The following is a 16,081-nucleotide window of genomic DNA, read 5'->3' as shown; positions in this document are numbered from 1 at the left end:
ATGAAAGTTATTTTATCCATTCTAATCGTTTTGGGTTTTTCAGCTTGCGGTTACAAACCAAGTTCAAAATTCTCACGTGATGTTATGGGTGACAAAATAAGCACAAGTATCGTTATTTCTGCACAAAACCCAGAAAATACTGTGATTATTAAAGATGCAGTTGATGAAGCAATCATAGAAGTATTTCATGCTTCTTTATATAGCAGAGAGAGCTCTGATACACATCTGACTTTAAGTATATCTAATCTCTCTTCCACTCCTATCGTCTATGACAATAATGGTTTTGTTGTCGGGTATAGAATGAATGTAAGTCTTAATATAACTAGACTTCATAGCGGTGTTTCCAATAGTTATTCGGTTGCAGGAACATATGATTTCACAGTTGCACCTAATGCTGTTGTAACAGACCAAGAACGTTTTGATGCGATACGTTTTGGTGCTGCAAAGGCTATTCGTTCATTTGTTGCAAAAGTTTCTGCAGAAGGTGCTAGAGCAAGTAAAAAGGAGTAAGTCATGACAATCCAGAGTATTATTAAAAAAGCTATGAAAAGACTTGAGTTAGAAGGAAAACTTTTAACGCCGGATTCTTATACTGAAGCCTTTTGCAAAGAAGCACAAAAAGCGGGAATGCAAACGGAAGATTGCAATCAAGTAGACAAATTCTCAAAAACATTAAACAAAGATATTCAAAAAGAATTATCTCAATACAGAATAAAGACAATGGGGGAATTGGCCCGTTTTTTGATTTCTAAAATAAATAGAACAAACTCAACTATATGTTCAGAACAGCTTGAAGCACAAGGTACTCTTACAAAAAGAATACTGCAGGTTGTAGAAGTTCTTCATAATGCAGAAGCAACAGAACTTGCCAAACAAAGTATCAGACTTCTAAATTCAAGTCCTAGTACCGGCGAGTTGGAACAGTTCAGACAATATTGGGTCAATTTTATAACAACATATGATGACACTTTTTTAAATAAGTTAAGAGTATTTGGAAATGTAGATAGCAATAACTTAAGAAAAACTATTGAAAATCTGAATATTTCTCAAAATAGGTCAGAGGCTAACGGCGATAGAGGGGAGCTTTCAAGAATAGCTTCTCTTTTGGTCTCATCTTTTGTTCCTTCTATTGCTTCTAGTGTAAATGATAAAATAGCTCTACTGAGCGAGAGGATAAAAAACAACCCTTCACTTTTAGACAGTGCAAGTATAGAGAGTGAAATCAAAGCAGTGATTTTGCTACGAATCGCTCTTGATAAAGAGAGTGTAAAAGAGATGATAGAGTCTCTTGACGGAGTTCTTGACAAACTATCTTTAAGACTTATCGAGATGATAGAGAGTTCTGATGAATCAACTGTAGAGATTCAAAAAATAAAAGCAGAACTTGAATCGTACAACGAACATACTAGTTCCAACTTTAAAATAGCACACAAAAAACTCTTTATTATTGCTACGGCACTAGAAGAAAATACACAGATGCTTAGTAAAGATTTGAAGAACCATAGTAATGAAGTCGCAATACTTAGCAAAAAAGTTCGTAAACTTGAAGATGAGCTCGAAAAAGCCAAAAATGCTTCAAAAGAAGACTTTTTAACAAAACTATTCAATAGACGTGCATTAGATGAGTTTATGAAGGTAAAAGAGGCTGAATATGAGAGATATGGACATAACTTCACTATTGTAATGGTTGACCTCGATCACTTTAAGTCGGTTAACGATAATTACGGACATGAAGCAGGTGATGCCGTACTTAGTGCCTTTGCAAAGATATTAAAAGATGAAGCAAGAAGTGTCGATGTGGTAGGTCGTTTTGGCGGTGAAGAGTTTATGGTAATTTTGAGTGAAACGGATACCAATGGAGGTGCAATATTTGCTGAAAAAGTAAGAAAGCATGTTCAAAAAGCCCGCTTTATGTATAAAGGGAAGAGAATAGAAGTTACCGTGAGTTGCGGTGTGAGTGAGCGAAAACTTCATACCTCTCTTTCGAGCGTTGTACACTCCGCTGATGAGTATTTGTACAAAGCAAAAAAAGACGGGCGCAATCAAGTGGCGTACAAAAAATAGTGTTGGACGATTTTTTATCGCACAAACCGCTTTACTATGACGAGATAGACTACACGAGAATGCCTCGCATTTATGGACGAGTAAAAACACATCTGCCAAAACCAAATATCGTCCATGTCATCGGTACAAACGGTAAGGGTACGACAGGACGTTTTTTAGCTTCTGCTTTACACTCTTTGGGATTTAATACCGGGCATTATACATCGCCGCATATTCTAGAGTTTAATGAAAGAATTTGGAAAAACGGTGAAAATGTCGATAACAATATTTTAGAAACAGCCCATGAAGAGTTACAAAATATTTTGACAAAAGACGACGCGGATGCACTCTCTTATTTTGAATATACAACATTGCTATGCTTGTTAGTATATAAAGATTGTGAATATGTAGTAATGGAAGCAGGTTTGGGTGGAGAGTATGATGCAACGGCAGTATTTGATAAAGTTCTTACCCTTGTAACACCGATAGCGTATGACCATGAAGCTTTTTTAGGTAAATCACTAAAAGAAATAGCATCCACAAAATTAAATGCTATTCAAAACAGTGCTATTTTAGCATCTCAGAAATATAATGAAGTATATGATGAAGCAGATTTGTTAGCTGATTTAAACTCTCTAAATATAAAAAGATATAGCGAGATTCTTGATGATAATGACAGAAAAAAGATACAAGTCATAACAAAACAATTAAAACTTGAGAACTATTTGGTGCAGAATCTTTCACTTAGTATCGCAGCTTTGAAATTTTTAGATATAGACTATGATGAAAAAAACTTCACAGATGCAAGACTTTTTGGAAGATTAACTTATTTAAGTGAAAATACAATAGTTGACGTTGGACATAATCCATTGGCGGCAGAGGCTATAAAAGAGGCATTACAGCCTCAAAAATATACTCTTGTATACAATAGTTACAAAGATAAAGATTATAAAAAAATACTTGAAATATTAAAACCAATAATAAATAATGTGGAAATTATAACAATAAATGATAAAAGAGCAGAGACAAATCAGCAACTTAAAAAAACTTTAAATGAATTAGAGATAGAATATGATATATTTGAAGGCGTAAGTCATGACACTAAATACTTGGTCTTTGGTTCTTTTAGTGTTGTTGAGGCTTTTATGAAAAGGTATACGAGAGTGGATAGATAAGATATGAATAATCATTTTACTATTACTATAAATGATGATAACGGCGTAAAGCAATATCATCTTCACCAAATAGTAAAGAAAGGGCTGTGGTATGTAGCTTCCTTTTTTGGCTTTGTAGCGTTGATAGCTGTGGGTACGATTTTATATCTTAACTACTCAGTTGAACAGATAGATATAAAACGAGAAAACACTCAGCTTGCTTACAACGTGCTAAAGAAAAAAAATGCCGAATTAGATCAGAGTATGCACGATACACAGATGGCTCTTTTGGAAAAGAAAAGAGAACTCAATGAGGTTTCTGATTCTCTTTCAGAAATTGAAACACTTATCGGAATGGCACCGGTTGAAGATATGTCTTTGCAAGAAAGAGTCAGTGCGACAAAATTGAACTCTGAGCATATGGCGACACTTTTACAGTTTATACCAAGTGGTTCGCCTATTGAGTATAAAGGTGTTACCAGTAAGTTTGGATACAGAATACATCCTACTTTAGACAGAAAAGAGTTTCACCGTGGTCTTGATATGAAAGCTCCTATGGATACACCTGTATATGCTACTGCAGACGGAATTGTCGAGTATGCAGGTGTTCATAAAAGAAGCGGTTTTGGAAGACTTGTTATCTTGCAGCATAACTACGGTTTTAGATCATATTTTGGTCATTTAAACAAGATTGTGATAAAATCGGGCAAATTTGTAAAGAAGGGCGATTTAGTTGCTTATACAGGCAACTCTGGAATGAGCAGTGGTCCGCATTTACATTATGAATTGAGGTTTATTCAACGCGCAGTAGATCCATATTATTTTGTAAAGTGGAATGTACAAAACTATAAAAACATATTTGAAAAGGAAAAACAAATACCATGGCAATCTTTAATAACAGCGACAGCACACATCAAAGTACCAAACCCGACACAAACACTACCATCATCACAACTGGCTCTACGATTAAAGGAGAAATGAATCTCTCTTGTAACTTATATGTAGACGGTGAATTTGAAGGTGTGATACACTCTAACAAAGAAGTAAATATCGGTAAAAATGGTCACATTAAAGGTGATGTTACTACCCAAAGGCTTGTTGTACAAGGTTATATTGAAGGTACTGTGCATGCCGGAAGAGTTGAGATAAAAGCTGCCGGAAGAGTTAACGGGACCATAGAATCAGGTGAGCTTGTCATAGAAGCTAAAGGTATCTTTGAAGGTAACAGCGTTGTTAAAGATGCTTCTCCTGTCCCTACTCCAGAAAAACTACAAATAAAAAAAGCATAAAGTAAAAGATTCTCTCTTTTACTTTATAATCCTTTTTAGCCTCTCTTAGATAAAATTCCATTAATACAATTTCAATAGGAAAACAATGTCACAAAGTGCACTATATCAATATTTTAAAACACAGCCGAATCAAGACTTAGAAATCCTTATATGTGAGGATTCAAAAGAAGCTGGACAGTTGGAAAGTGTTGCAAGGTTTTTTGAGTGTGATGTAGTCGTGTTTCCTGATTTGAGAGCAAGTTTTGGAGATGATTTACGTGTATATAAAGAAGAACTACATCAGTTATTTTGGGCTTTAAAAACATACTACTCTTATAAAAAGAAGCCATTAGTTATATCTCCTTTAAAAACACTTCTTTTTCATTTACCGCAAGCCTCACTCTTAGAATCAAAGACAATAGAGTTTGGCTCAATCATTGACTTGAATGCTTTTAAAGAGCAGATGCTGTTTTGGGGGTATAACTTTGTTGATATGGTCCAGGTTGAGGGCGAGATATCTTTTCGCGGAGATATTATAGACATCTATGCACCGGCATCCAAGATGCCTGTACGCATCTCTCTTTTTGATAATGAAATAGAACAGATAAAGTATTTTGAACTCGAATCCCAAAGAACACAGAGTGAAGAGCTTGAGAGTATTGAAGTGACTCCCGCATTTTACTCTCTTGATGAAGAGAGTTTCAATGCTCTTAACGAGAGAGTACAAAAGAGTGAGTTTGACTCTTTAGTAAAAGATGTCGCATCTCTGGGGTTTTGGTATTTAGAAGATAGTGCATCTAATTTTTTAGATGGTAAAAAAGCAAAACTGGCAGCCTCCTTGGATAAGCTTTTAGTAGATGCATATGCTTTGAATAATCCGATAGTATCCAGAGAAGAGTTTAATTTGGAAGTTTTGGAAGATAGTGATGATTTTAGAGAAGTAGTCGTTACTGACCTTCATACTCTGCTAAAGGTTCATAAAGATAAGAAAATAACTATCATAGCTGCCAATGAAGCTTTAATGAAACAAGCGGGTCTTTTTAATCTTACAAGTATAAAAGAAGTCTATGCCCCATATATTTTAAATGTAGTTTCAAAAGATGAACTTGTCATCTCTTTGAACAAGCCCGATAAGATAAGACGCAGAAGAAAGAGCTCTATTTTGCTGGATGATTTAAAAGCCGGTGATTATGTTGTTCATGAAGATTACGGTGTAGGTATATTTGAAAAAATCGAGCAGACTGAGATACTAGGCGGAATCAAAGATTTTATAGTCATAAAATATGTCGGTGACGATAAGATCCTTCTACCTGTTGAAAATTTAGACTTTATAGACCGCTATATAGCTTCAGGTGGCTCAACACCTGTTCTTGACAGGCTTGGCAAGGGCAGCTTCGGAAAACTGAAAGAGAAGGTTAAAAAGCGACTTATGGAGATAGCAGGGCAGATTGTAAATACTGCTGCTGCGCGTGAGCTTATAAAAGCTCCAAAAATCACAATTTCAAAAAAAGAACTTCAGGATTTTCAAAAACTCTCAGGCTTTGATTATACGGATGACCAGACAAACTCAGTTGATGAAATAATCACTCAGATGAGTTCAGGTCACATTATGGATAGACTCCTTAGCGGTGATGTCGGTTTTGGTAAGACCGAAGTTGCCATGAATACTATTTTTGCGGCTTACAAATCAGGTTTTCAATCTGCCTTTATCGTTCCGACTACTCTATTATCTGCCCAACACTTTCGCTCTTTGGATGAAAGGTTTGCAGACTTAGGCATAAGATATGCAAAGTTAGACAGATTTGTAAGTACAAAAGATAAGAGCAATACTATTAAAGGCTTGGCGTCAGGAGAGATAGACGTTGTTGTAGGGACACACGCTCTTTTTGGCCTTGCATTTAAAAACTTAGGCGTTGTTATCATAGATGAAGAACATAAGTTCGGAGTTAAGCAAAAAGAGAAGATAAAAGAGCTATATCATAACGTGCATCTATTGTCTATGAGTGCTACGCCAATCCCTCGTTCATTAAATCAGGCACTCAGTTCTATCAAAACTATGTCTCAACTGCTTACTCCTCCGAGTGAGAGACAAGGTGTAAGAACCTTTGTAAAAGAGTATAATGAAAAACTTATAAAAGAAGTAGTTATGCGTGAGCTTCGCCGCGGCGGACAGGTTTTTTATGTGCATAATTCTATAGATCATATGCCGATTAAACTAGGTGAACTAAAAGCGATTCTTCCAGATTTGCGTATTGTAATGCTTCACTCAAAAATCTCGGCAGTCCAGACTGAAAAAGAGTTGTTGAAGTTTGAAGCTGGGGAGTATGATCTTATGATAGCTACTTCTATTATCGAATCAGGCATTCATATGCCAAATGTGAATACTATGATCGTTGACGGTGCAGACAGATTTGGTATAGCAGACCTGCATCAGCTTCGCGGTCGTGTAGGACGCGGTCATATGGAAGGTTTTGCATATTTTATAGTGCAAAACAAAGAGAACCTTACAGACGAGGCAAAGAAACGTCTTTTAGCCTTAGAGTCTAACTCATTTTTGGGAAGCGGTTCGGTTCTGGCTTACCATGACTTAGAGATACGCGGAGGTGGAAACCTTGTGGGAGATGCACAGAGCGGGCATATAAAAAACATAGGCTATTCACTATATCTTAGAATGCTCGAAGATGCTATTAAACTACTTAGCAATACGATGGAAAGTGAAAGAGCAAAAGTTGATATAAAACTTACTATTTCGGCATTTATATCTGATGAGGTAGTAAAAGAAGACAGACTCCGTTTAGATATTTACAGAAGGCTTTCACAATGTGAAGAGCCTGTAGAGATTTACGAAATAGAAGAAGAGATAATTGACAGATTTGGAGAGTTGGACAACCCTACAAAGCAGTTCTTTGAACTGATGGTCATAAAACTTCTGAGTTTAGAGAAAAAAATTAAAAGTGTTATGAATTATGGACAAAATATAACTGTAACATACTTAAATGATTCAAAAGAAAGCATAAAATCAGCGTCCAAAGATGATGATGACATCATCAAAGCGGTGCTTTTTTATCTTAGAAACAATAAACCAAAGGTACTATAATGAGAATTGCGTTTATAGGTGATATAGTAGGAAGACCGGGAAGAGAGATGCTAAAAGAGTATCTTAAAAAGATAAGAGAAGAGTATAGTGTTGATTTCGTAATCGCAAATTATGAGAATGCATCTCATGGTTTTGGCGTTACAGTTAAAAATGCCAATGAACTGGTATCTTACGGCATTGACTGTATGACAGGAGGAAATCACACTTGGGATAAAAAGGATGTAGAAGCACTATTTGATTCTCATGAAATACTGCGCCCGCATAACTACCCGGATGAAGTAAGCGGAACCGGCTGTAAAGTATATGAGATTGCAGGCGAAAAACTTGGAGTCTTAAACCTGATGGGTCATTATTCAATGCCGATGGCTGATAATGGTTTTAGAAAAGCTAAACAGACGGTAGCTGAGTTAAAAGAGAACGGCGTAGAAAATATCTTTATAGATTTTCATGCTGAAGCTACAAGTGAGAAACGCGGTATGATGATGATGCTTCAGGGTGAAGTCAGTGCAATTATAGGGACACATACTCATGTAGGAACTGATGATTTTCAAATATCAAAAAATACGGCGTATCTGACTGATATAGGACTAACGGGCTGTAGAGACAATGTCATAGGTATGGATCCAAAAGTGCCTTTAAAACAGTTCATAACAGGGATGAAAGGGCACTTTGACGTACCGAAAAAATGTAAAAAAATACTTCAACTTGCCATTATGGATTTTAGTGAGGGTAGGTGCTCAAATGCTTTTAAACTAAAATACTTTTGCGATGGACGCGTACTAAAAACAGAAGCTTGGATGGAAGAAGATTAGGCTGTGATTTGGTAGTACTTATCATTTTCTAGATACGTATTTACCATAACATGACGCATATTTTGTTCTTGTGCTTTTTGAAGGTCATTTGGTAGGTCTGCATCTATATGAGGTGTTTGGCTTTGAGTCGCTTTTGGCTCTATGAAAAGTGAAAACATTATCGAGTTGTCTTCATAAGCGGCTTTAGCATTTTTCAAAGTATTTATTTTTGCATATTTCACTTCATCTTTATTTGGAAACTGTTCTTGCAGTTTCTGTTTATTACTGAATGCTTTGTAGTTTGAGATGTAAGTTATCGGCAGGTTTTGAGTGCTTTTTGATTCTACTATACTGTTTTGAGCAAGTTCAGATGCAAAAGAGGCATTCGCAGGACTCGACTTTTCAATCCTCTGGTTCACGCTCTTATCTGAGTTATTTGTGTTGATGTACATATTGTACGATGATATAAACATAACACACTCCTCAGACTTATATGCAATCATTATAAATCAAATCAGCTTATAAGTTTCTTTTATCTTTATTTTGGATGTTTAGTAACTTGTTACCGTACTGTAATCAAACTAAAACAACATTTTGATACAATAATAAAAAGATATTTTGAAGGTCACATTTATGAGTGCTAAAATAGTAGTGGTTGAAGATGAAGAAGATTTACTCGAACTTATTGAATATAGTCTTGACAAAGAAGGTTTTGAAGTTATAGGCTTTTTAAATACAAAAACAGTAAGTCAAATACTTGAAGAAGAAGATATAGACCTGCTTATCATGGATAGAAATCTTCCGGGAGTGGAGGGAAGTGAGTTTGTAGCAACTCTTCGTGAAGAAGGTGTTTTAACTCCGGTTATCTATCTTAGTGCTAAAAATAGAGACTCAGATATTGAAGAGGGGTTTTTAAGAGGCGGGGATGACTATCTTACAAAACCTTTTAATATGAAAGAATTAATTCTCAGGGTAAAATCTATACTCAGAAGAACAACAAAAAAATTTAATGAAGGACAGCTCTCGCACAGAGATTTGTTACTTGATAAAAGAACAAGAGAACTAACCGTAGGTGGCAAGAGTGTAGAGATCACAAAACTGGAATTTGACCTTTTATATGAGTTTATCATTAATAAAAACAGTGTTCTAGACCGTGATTACCTTCTTACAAATGTTTGGGGAGACGGTGAAGCATATCAGTATAAAACTGTAAATGTAGCTATCAACCGACTTAAAGAGAAGATTGACCCAGATAAGACAAAAGATTATATTCATACAGTGCGCGGAGTTGGATACAAGCTTTGTTAAAAATACATCAAATATTTATCATAAAATTCTTGCTGCTTTTTGTAGGGACTCTTTTTGTGACCTCTTTAATCAGCTACGTAGCACTGAAATCAATTATAATCGATCATAGTGAAAAACATTTAAAAAATGCAATAGTCCTTATGGGATTGGAATTAGAGAACATTAATGATTTAGATGAATATGCTAAACGTGTACATAAAAATACAAAGTTACGTGTTACTATCATAAATGATAATGGAGTCGTAATCGCAGAATCCAACGCAGATAAGACAACGATGGATAACCATGGTTCAAGATATGAGATTATGCAAGCAAATCAAGAAGAATTTTCTCATATAACTAGATATTCAAAAACATTAAAAGTAGATTTTTTATATGTTGCTAAAAAGTTGACCTATAAAGGTAAGAAGATATATATTAGACTATCTATGAGTCTGGCTCAAGTCATGAGTGATTTCTACTCCTTGTGGTCAAAGCTCTTTCTTCTGTTTTTAGTAGTTGTTCTTGTCGCATTTTATATTTCAAAGCGAATGAGTGAGAGAATACTCTATGACATAGACCAAATTACATTCTTTTTGGATGAGATATCAAACAAAAACTACAATGCTATTATAAAAACAAAATATTTTTATGAGTTTTTACAGATATCCTTAATGCTTAAAAATCTCGTGAAAAAGTTAAGTTCCAGAGATAAACAAAAGCGAAAATACACGGCTAAACTCAGACTTATGAATAAGCAAAGAAATGATATTTTATCTGCTATTTCTCACGAATTTAAAAATCCGGTAGCTTCCATTGTCGGTTATGCTCAAACACTGCAAGAAGACCCTGATATAAATCCAAAGATTAGAGAAAAATTTTTAGGCAAAATCAGTTCAAACGGGGATAAGATTTCCCAGATGCTTGACCGCCTCGCACTCTCTGTCAAACTTGAAAATAATGATTTAAAGAGAAGCTTAACATTCTTTGATATGAAGAGTTTATGTGAAGAAGTCTCATCAAACATGTCTTTAAAGTACAGAGACAGAGAGATACTCGTGGAAGCGGATAAAACTATAGTAGAGGCGGATAAGACCATGATAGAACTTGTTCTTACCAATCTGGTTGATAATGCTTTAAAATACTCTCAAACAGATGTAAAAGTGATTTTAAAAAATAATAAGCTCTCTGTTGTTGATAAAGGAATAGGAATCCAAGAAGAGTATTTAGATAAAGTTACTTCAAAATTTTACAGAGTCAAAAAAAATACCTGGGACAACTCAATGGGAATAGGATTGGCCATGGTTAGTTACGTATTAAAAATGCACAATTCAAAGTTAGAGATAGAATCCAAGTTTGCAGAGGGCTCTGTATTTAGCTTTTCAGTAAAAGAGATGCTGAAAAAATAGCAAATTGTCATATATCTGTAACTCTTTTTTTTCTTGAGCTATATTTATGCTATTGATTTAGTAGGAATATATATGAGAGATTTTCATGGCGTAATTAAAGAAATAAAACTATATTTGGCAGTAGGGAAAAGTAAAAAAGTTTTAGATAAAGACGTGGCAGATGCCTTGGGACTGTCTCAGGCAAACTTTGCGACTATAAAGCGAAGAAACTCTACACCATACAGAAATATTTTAGAGTTTTGCAAAGAGGAGAATCTTTGTTGCAGTGAAATATTTTTTGAATAAATTATATTTTAGACTGTATGGTTATTTTAGTAGCTTCAAACAGTTCTATGGCTTTTTGAACTATAGGCTCTTCTTTAATATCAGTTGGATTTATCTCTTTAGCATCGTTGTTATCGGCTGAGCAGTTGGTTACACAACTGGCACTACCTCCCATTTCAGCATCTTCAATCATAGAAGTGCTTTGTTCATGTTGCATCTGAGGTTGTATTATGGGTTCTGGTTCAGGAAGATTTTTTTTTTCGATAATCTCTTTTGTGCATGCTTGATGTTTGATTCTTGTCTCAAAACCAAAAACTTCACGAACAAGTTGTTTAATAGCAGAGTAACCGTGGGTAAGAGTCTTTTTACATTCGTCATCTGCACAACTTTCCCAAGTAAGCAGATCATTTTCGTAAGAGACGAAACTTATAGATTCAGCGAAGCATCTGCCAAGTTCAGCATTACGGTCTTTAATACTTGTTATTAATTCATCAAACATCTTTAAAGATAGATTTGGTAACGGTACAGGTTCCGCTTCTCGGTGAATAGGCTCATCTTTAGATTCAGGTATATGCATCTCTGGTATCTGAGTTTCATCTTCTTCAAATTTTTCTTGGACTTGAACACTTTGAACAGGTTCTATATTTATACTTGATATCTCAGGTCGTCTTATCTCTTTTTGAAGAGACTCTATCATCTGGTCAACCTCTTTTATGCGAAGAGCTTCAACCATCTTAAAAAATATCATAGACAGAACAAATGAACCGTCTGCATTAATGCTAAAGAGAGATTTTGAATCACTTAAAATTCTAAAAAACCTGTCTAGGACAAGTGTAGAAAATAGAGCATCTTGATTATACATGCGTTCTTTAAGATAGGCAATCAGCTCATCGACAACCATCTCAGCTTCATAGTCTTCAAGAACTTTTGTATACGCTACAAGCTGGGCATAATCTTTTGCAAAGACGGCACTAAACAGGTCGGTGATAAACTTAGGGTCAACAAGACCAAGCATATCTGTTACAGTACGGACATCTACATGGTTTTTAGAATATATAATTGCCTGATCAAGGAGAGTAAGAGTATCTCTTAAACTTCCTTTTCCGCTTCTAGCCAGAATCTCAAGTGCGTCTATCTCATATTTAATCTCTTCTAGGTTGAGGATATGAGATAGATGGTCAATTATCTTTTTAGTGGCAATTGATTTAAATCTAAAGTGTTGAGTACGACTTAAAATTGTTGCAGGAAGCTTTAGCGGGTCTGTTGTTGCCAAGATGAACTTTACGTAGCTTGGAGGTTCTTCCAGAGTTTTTAAAAGTGCATTGAAAGCTTCTTTTGTAAGCATATGGACTTCATCGATGATGAAAATCTTATATCTGGCAGATGCAGGTTTGTATTTTGTCTGTTCTATCAGGTCTCTTATATCATCTATCTTGCGTGAAGATGCTGCATCCATCTCAACTATATCCATATGACGGTTCTCAACGGCTAAAGTACAGTTTTGACATTTTCCGCACGGCTGATGGGTCATGCCGTCTTCGCAGATAAGAGCCTTTGCAAATATACGGGCTGTTGAAGTCTTCCCGCTCCCTCTAAGTCCTGAGAACAGATAAGCATGGGAGAGTCTGTTTGAATCAAGTGCGAGCGATAGAGTCTGAGCAATGGTCTCTTGACCTATAAGCTCATCAAAATTTGCCGGGCGATATTTTCTTGCCAATACTTCAGAAGACTCTTTCACATGCAACTCCAAATTAAATTATAAAGATTTTAGCATCTAAAGAGTTAAACTATGATTTAATAATTAAATACGAAGATATGTTTTTGTACTCATATCATGCAACTAAGAGAAACGTGTGTTGACTCATCTTTTGCAACCTTCTTTTGGATAGATAAGATATTGTTTATATTTTCTATTGACCTCTTGTTCGTTTTTTCATGTATTATCAGGATTGAAGCACTGACAGTTAAAAGAGGGAACTGTTTTTTATTTCCCTCTCTGTCTTTTGATAGTATATAACCTCTGTTTTTATCATCCTGAGAGTAAAACTCTATTACATCGTTAGTAAACTTTTTTACCACATTGTTTACATCTGTTATGAAATTGAAGTCCTCTTTTTCATCGCTTTTTACACCGGCAAAAAAATCATCACCGCCAATGTGAGCTTTAAAAAACTCAGTAGGCAGGTTTTTCCTAAGAATATCTGCAAAAAGCTGTATGACTCTGTCTCCATTTCTAAATCCGTACACATCGTTAAATGCCTTGAAATTGTCTAAATCAAAATAACATAGAAGAAATTTTTCTTTTGACCTGGAAGCTTCCCAAATGTACTTTTCTATCATCGTGTTTCCGGGAAGTTTTGTAAGCGGGTTTTGTTCTCTTGCAAAGAGCAGGTTTTGCTCATTCATTATAGTGATGATTGCTCTTGCAGATAAAAAACCATAATACTCTGAATCTTTTGTGATAATTATTCCTATAGATTCGGAATTGTTTGAGAAAAGCTCTATAATGGTAGACATATCGCTGTTGATGTCTGCAATGGCACATGGGTGAACAAGGTTTTTCAGTTTTGACTTTTTTGACCCGTCATTTAGCAGAAGCGATCTGCCGTATGGAGAGTATAAAAAATCTTTAATCTGTGTATCTTGGAGTATTCCTACCGGTTCATAATATGAATTTACTATAGGTATGATAGTAGCTTCTTGATGTTTTTTAAAGTACTCTATAACAGCAGTCATCTTTGTTTTTATATAGAGGGTAGGAACTTTATTTATATAGCCTAATATCTCATACCTTTGTTCTGCTGAGCGTAAGTCACTGTTTACGATATCTGATATTTCTGAATAACTTGATTTTATCTCATCTATATTTGTGGTCGGTCTTTGTATAAAATAACCTTGAACAAGATGACATCCTACATCTCTGCATATAAGTAATTCTTCTTTTGTCTCTACACCCTCGGCAACTACCTGAATTCCGAGTTGAACAGCTAAATGTGTTATGCTTTTGAGCATAACTTTTTTCTTTGGATGCTTATGTACGTCCTGTAAAAAAAATCTGTCGATTTTGAGTATGTCGGGTTTTACATCGTGTAAAAGCTTGTAACCGGAGTATCCGACACCAAAATCATCTATAGCTATACAGTAGTTGTTGTCCTTGTAGTGCTGCATTATTATCTGCATATCGTGAACACCGTCTAGTTGATGTCTCTCAGATATCTCAAAGCATATGGTGTCTTTTTTGATGTTATATTCTAAGAGAATCTTTTTAGTATTTCCTTGGGCAAAGTTTGGCATCTCGAAGAGACGGTTGTCAAGATTGTAAAATAATTTGATATTTTCATATATGGCAATCTTTGTGAATTTCTCAATAGTCTTTTTTCTTAGTGCTATGTCAAATGAATATAATATATTTTTTTGATATGCTTCGTCAAAAAGTGAAAATATTGATTCAAAACCGGCCTCTTGATAGTTTCTTAAAAGTGCCTCAACAGCAAATATTTTTCCGGTATGAATATTAAGTATCGGTTGAAAAGCAATGTCTAGAATCTTTAATTTATTTTGCCACTCTTGCGGTAATTGATTTTCCATATCAGAATTCTAGTCTTAGAATATTTCAAAATGGTTACTAAAATATTTTAGCAGAATATGCTTGTAAGCATAGGAGAATTTAATTGTTACGATGATAATATTTTACTAAATAAGATATACTAAAGTAAGAGCAGATGCATAGTAAAAACAGTGATTTGATAGTAGTTAGTTATAACGGTGTTATTCAAGACCGCAGTAATAGACTGCTGGAGAGCTCCATTCTTTCTAAAAAAGATATGGTAAAAAATAAAAATATCAACGGTATTTTGGTCTCTCTAAAGGGTGTGATATACGAAGGTGACCCTAATGTTGTAATGATGATGGTTAAGTATTTGAATGCATTGAGTCAAAATATTGGAATCCCAATCAGTGTTATCGACTATAGTATGGAACTCTTTAGAATTTTAAAAAAATATACTAAAACTACTAAGATAAAATTATTTAAAAATATGAATGTTGCCAATCTGTTTCTCGATCCCAAAGCATATAAAGAAGGCATGTGTGTTTTGCTATATGATGATGACGAAGAAAATAGTAAAAGGCTCTCATCTGAACTTTCCAAATACGGCTACAGTGTTATAAGAGCAAAAGATCCAAAAGAGTTTCAAGAGCGTATGCATCAAGAAGCTCATGATATCATAATTACTCAGAGTGCTTTAAATGAAAAGCTTAGTAATGCAGCATCTTCAAAAAATGCTCTGGCACTTTCAAAAAAGCTTATAAGTAATCTTCCTGTTTTTATGGATACGGCAGTAGAGACGTTGGTGTCTTTTACCGGACTTCAAGCCGAAAAATCTGCACACACTATTAAAGGTTTCGATACAAGTTTAGATGTAGATAATATTTGTGCCGTGATGCACTTCAAGGGCGACTTGGAAGGTTATTTCACTCTGGTCTTTCCAAAAGATATCGCAATAATAGCTTTAGAATCTTTACTTGGAGAAAAAGTAGGAGCTAACGATATTGAGACTCTTAAAGACGGAGTAGGTGAGTTTTGTAACATCATCACCGGAAGCACAAAAACGGCTTTTGACAAAAAAGATATTAAGGTGATTTTTGATTTGCCAAAAACATACAACTCGCTAAAAGCAACCCAAGGTTATATCGGTGAAAATAACGGAGTCTGGATAGATATGCAGCTAGCGGGCAAAGCTTTTTATATGTTCATTACAAAGTAAAT

14 protein-coding genes are annotated in these 16,081 nt (G+C 35.0%); 11 read left to right on the top strand and 3 right to left on the bottom strand.

Features of this window, described 5'->3' with window-relative positions; all coding sequences use genetic code 11:
• The 7 genes from lptE to ABYK18_RS01405 all read left to right on the top strand — a co-directional run bounded on the left by lptE (position 1) and on the right by ABYK18_RS01405 (position 8,374).
• Positions 1-510: an LPS assembly lipoprotein LptE gene (lptE, locus tag ABYK18_RS01435; RefSeq protein WP_373034792.1), complete on the top strand. Its 510-nt coding sequence runs from the start codon at positions 1-3 to the stop codon at positions 508-510.
• Positions 511-513: 3 nt separating this feature from the next.
• Positions 514-2,064 carry a GGDEF domain-containing protein gene (locus ABYK18_RS01430; RefSeq protein WP_373034791.1) on the top strand — a complete coding sequence of 517 codons (1,551 nt, stop codon included), beginning with the start codon at positions 514-516 and terminating at the stop codon, positions 2,062-2,064.
• The gene (locus tag ABYK18_RS01425) at positions 2,064-3,218 is read left to right on the top strand and encodes a folylpolyglutamate synthase/dihydrofolate synthase family protein (protein ID WP_373034789.1); all 1,155 of its coding nucleotides are present in this window, start codon (positions 2,064-2,066) and stop codon (positions 3,216-3,218) included. The genes ABYK18_RS01430 and ABYK18_RS01425 overlap by 1 nt, the downstream gene beginning before the upstream one ends.
• A gap of 3 nt (positions 3,219-3,221) precedes the next feature.
• Positions 3,222-4,178 (top strand): M23 family metallopeptidase, encoded by a 957-nt coding sequence (locus tag ABYK18_RS01420; RefSeq protein ID WP_373034787.1) that lies wholly within the window; start codon positions 3,222-3,224, stop codon positions 4,176-4,178.
• On the top strand, positions 4,175-4,486 hold the full coding sequence (locus ABYK18_RS01415; protein WP_373034786.1) for a polymer-forming cytoskeletal protein: 312 nt from the start codon (positions 4,175-4,177) through the stop codon (positions 4,484-4,486). Before ABYK18_RS01420 ends, ABYK18_RS01415 begins: the two co-directional genes overlap by 4 nt.
• An 85-nt stretch (positions 4,487-4,571) precedes the next feature.
• Complete coding sequence (locus ABYK18_RS01410; protein WP_373034785.1) at positions 4,572-7,562, top strand: DEAD/DEAH box helicase; 2,991 nt, start codon at positions 4,572-4,574, stop codon at positions 7,560-7,562.
• Positions 7,562-8,374, top strand: a complete 813-nt coding sequence (locus ABYK18_RS01405) for a YmdB family metallophosphoesterase (protein WP_373034784.1) — start codon at positions 7,562-7,564, stop codon at positions 8,372-8,374. The genes ABYK18_RS01410 and ABYK18_RS01405 overlap by 1 nt, the downstream gene beginning before the upstream one ends.
• Here ABYK18_RS01405 and ABYK18_RS01400 read toward each other — a convergent pair.
• On the bottom strand, positions 8,371-8,826 hold the full coding sequence (locus ABYK18_RS01400; protein ID WP_373034783.1) for a hypothetical protein: 456 nt from the start codon (positions 8,824-8,826) through the stop codon (positions 8,371-8,373). The genes ABYK18_RS01405 and ABYK18_RS01400 overlap by 4 nt on opposite strands.
• Before the next feature lie 160 nt (positions 8,827-8,986).
• Between ABYK18_RS01400 and ABYK18_RS01395 the strand changes: the two genes are divergently transcribed.
• From ABYK18_RS01395 to ABYK18_RS01385, 3 genes are all read left to right on the top strand, one after another.
• On the top strand, positions 8,987-9,661 hold the full coding sequence (locus ABYK18_RS01395) for a response regulator transcription factor (protein ID WP_373034782.1): 675 nt from the start codon (positions 8,987-8,989) through the stop codon (positions 9,659-9,661).
• Entirely contained in the window at positions 9,655-11,049 is a 1,395-nt protein-coding gene (locus ABYK18_RS01390; protein WP_373034781.1) for an ATP-binding protein, read from the top strand. The genes ABYK18_RS01395 and ABYK18_RS01390 overlap by 7 nt, the downstream gene beginning before the upstream one ends.
• Positions 11,050-11,121: 72 nt before the next feature.
• The gene (locus tag ABYK18_RS01385) at positions 11,122-11,334 is read left to right on the top strand and encodes a hypothetical protein (protein ID WP_373034780.1); all 213 of its coding nucleotides are present in this window, start codon (positions 11,122-11,124) and stop codon (positions 11,332-11,334) included.
• A 1-nt stretch (position 11,335) separates the two neighbouring features.
• Here ABYK18_RS01385 and ABYK18_RS01380 read toward each other — a convergent pair whose 3' ends face one another.
• Together ABYK18_RS01380 and ABYK18_RS01375 are read right to left on the bottom strand one after the other, a co-directional pair.
• On the bottom strand, positions 11,336-13,051 hold the full coding sequence (locus ABYK18_RS01380) for a DNA polymerase III subunit gamma/tau (protein ID WP_373034779.1): 1,716 nt from the start codon (positions 13,049-13,051) through the stop codon (positions 11,336-11,338).
• An 89-nt stretch (positions 13,052-13,140) separates the two neighbouring features.
• On the bottom strand, positions 13,141-14,901 hold the full coding sequence (locus tag ABYK18_RS01375; RefSeq protein WP_373034778.1) for a GGDEF domain-containing protein: 1,761 nt from the start codon (positions 14,899-14,901) through the stop codon (positions 13,141-13,143).
• Between the two features lie 134 nt (positions 14,902-15,035).
• Between ABYK18_RS01375 and ABYK18_RS01370 the strand changes: the two genes are divergently transcribed.
• Positions 15,036-16,079: a chemotaxis protein CheX gene (locus tag ABYK18_RS01370; RefSeq protein WP_373034777.1), complete on the top strand. Its 1,044-nt coding sequence runs from the start codon at positions 15,036-15,038 to the stop codon at positions 16,077-16,079.
• The last annotated feature ends 2 nt before the right edge of the window (positions 16,080-16,081 follow it).

The organism is Sulfurimonas sp. (assembly GCF_041563495.1).
Classification (GTDB): domain Bacteria; phylum Campylobacterota; class Campylobacteria; order Campylobacterales; family Sulfurimonadaceae; genus Sulfurimonas.
Note: the sequence above shows the minus strand (reverse complement) of the source record. Positions and strands in the feature narration are given on the sequence as shown.

Excerpts from the sequence above, each read along its gene's own strand:
- lptE (WP_373034792.1), top strand. The coding sequence starts at position 1 with ATGAAAGTTATTTTATCCATTCTAATCGTTTTGGGTTTTTCAGCTTGC.
- ABYK18_RS01430 (WP_373034791.1), top strand. The coding sequence starts at position 514 with ATGACAATCCAGAGTATTATTAAAAAAGCTATGAAAAGACTTGAGTTA.
- ABYK18_RS01420 (WP_373034787.1), top strand. The coding sequence starts at position 3,222 with ATGAATAATCATTTTACTATTACTATAAATGATGATAACGGCGTAAAG.
- ABYK18_RS01415 (WP_373034786.1), top strand. The coding sequence starts at position 4,175 with ATGAATCTCTCTTGTAACTTATATGTAGACGGTGAATTTGAAGGTGTG.
- ABYK18_RS01410 (WP_373034785.1), top strand. The coding sequence starts at position 4,572 with ATGTCACAAAGTGCACTATATCAATATTTTAAAACACAGCCGAATCAA.
- ABYK18_RS01405 (WP_373034784.1), top strand. The coding sequence starts at position 7,562 with ATGAGAATTGCGTTTATAGGTGATATAGTAGGAAGACCGGGAAGAGAG.
- ABYK18_RS01400 (WP_373034783.1), bottom strand. The coding sequence starts at position 8,826 with ATGTTTATATCATCGTACAATATGTACATCAACACAAATAACTCAGAT.
- ABYK18_RS01395 (WP_373034782.1), top strand. The coding sequence starts at position 8,987 with ATGAGTGCTAAAATAGTAGTGGTTGAAGATGAAGAAGATTTACTCGAA.
- ABYK18_RS01385 (WP_373034780.1), top strand. The coding sequence starts at position 11,122 with ATGAGAGATTTTCATGGCGTAATTAAAGAAATAAAACTATATTTGGCA.
- ABYK18_RS01375 (WP_373034778.1), bottom strand. The coding sequence starts at position 14,901 with ATGGAAAATCAATTACCGCAAGAGTGGCAAAATAAATTAAAGATTCTA.
- ABYK18_RS01370 (WP_373034777.1), top strand. The coding sequence starts at position 15,036 with ATGCATAGTAAAAACAGTGATTTGATAGTAGTTAGTTATAACGGTGTT.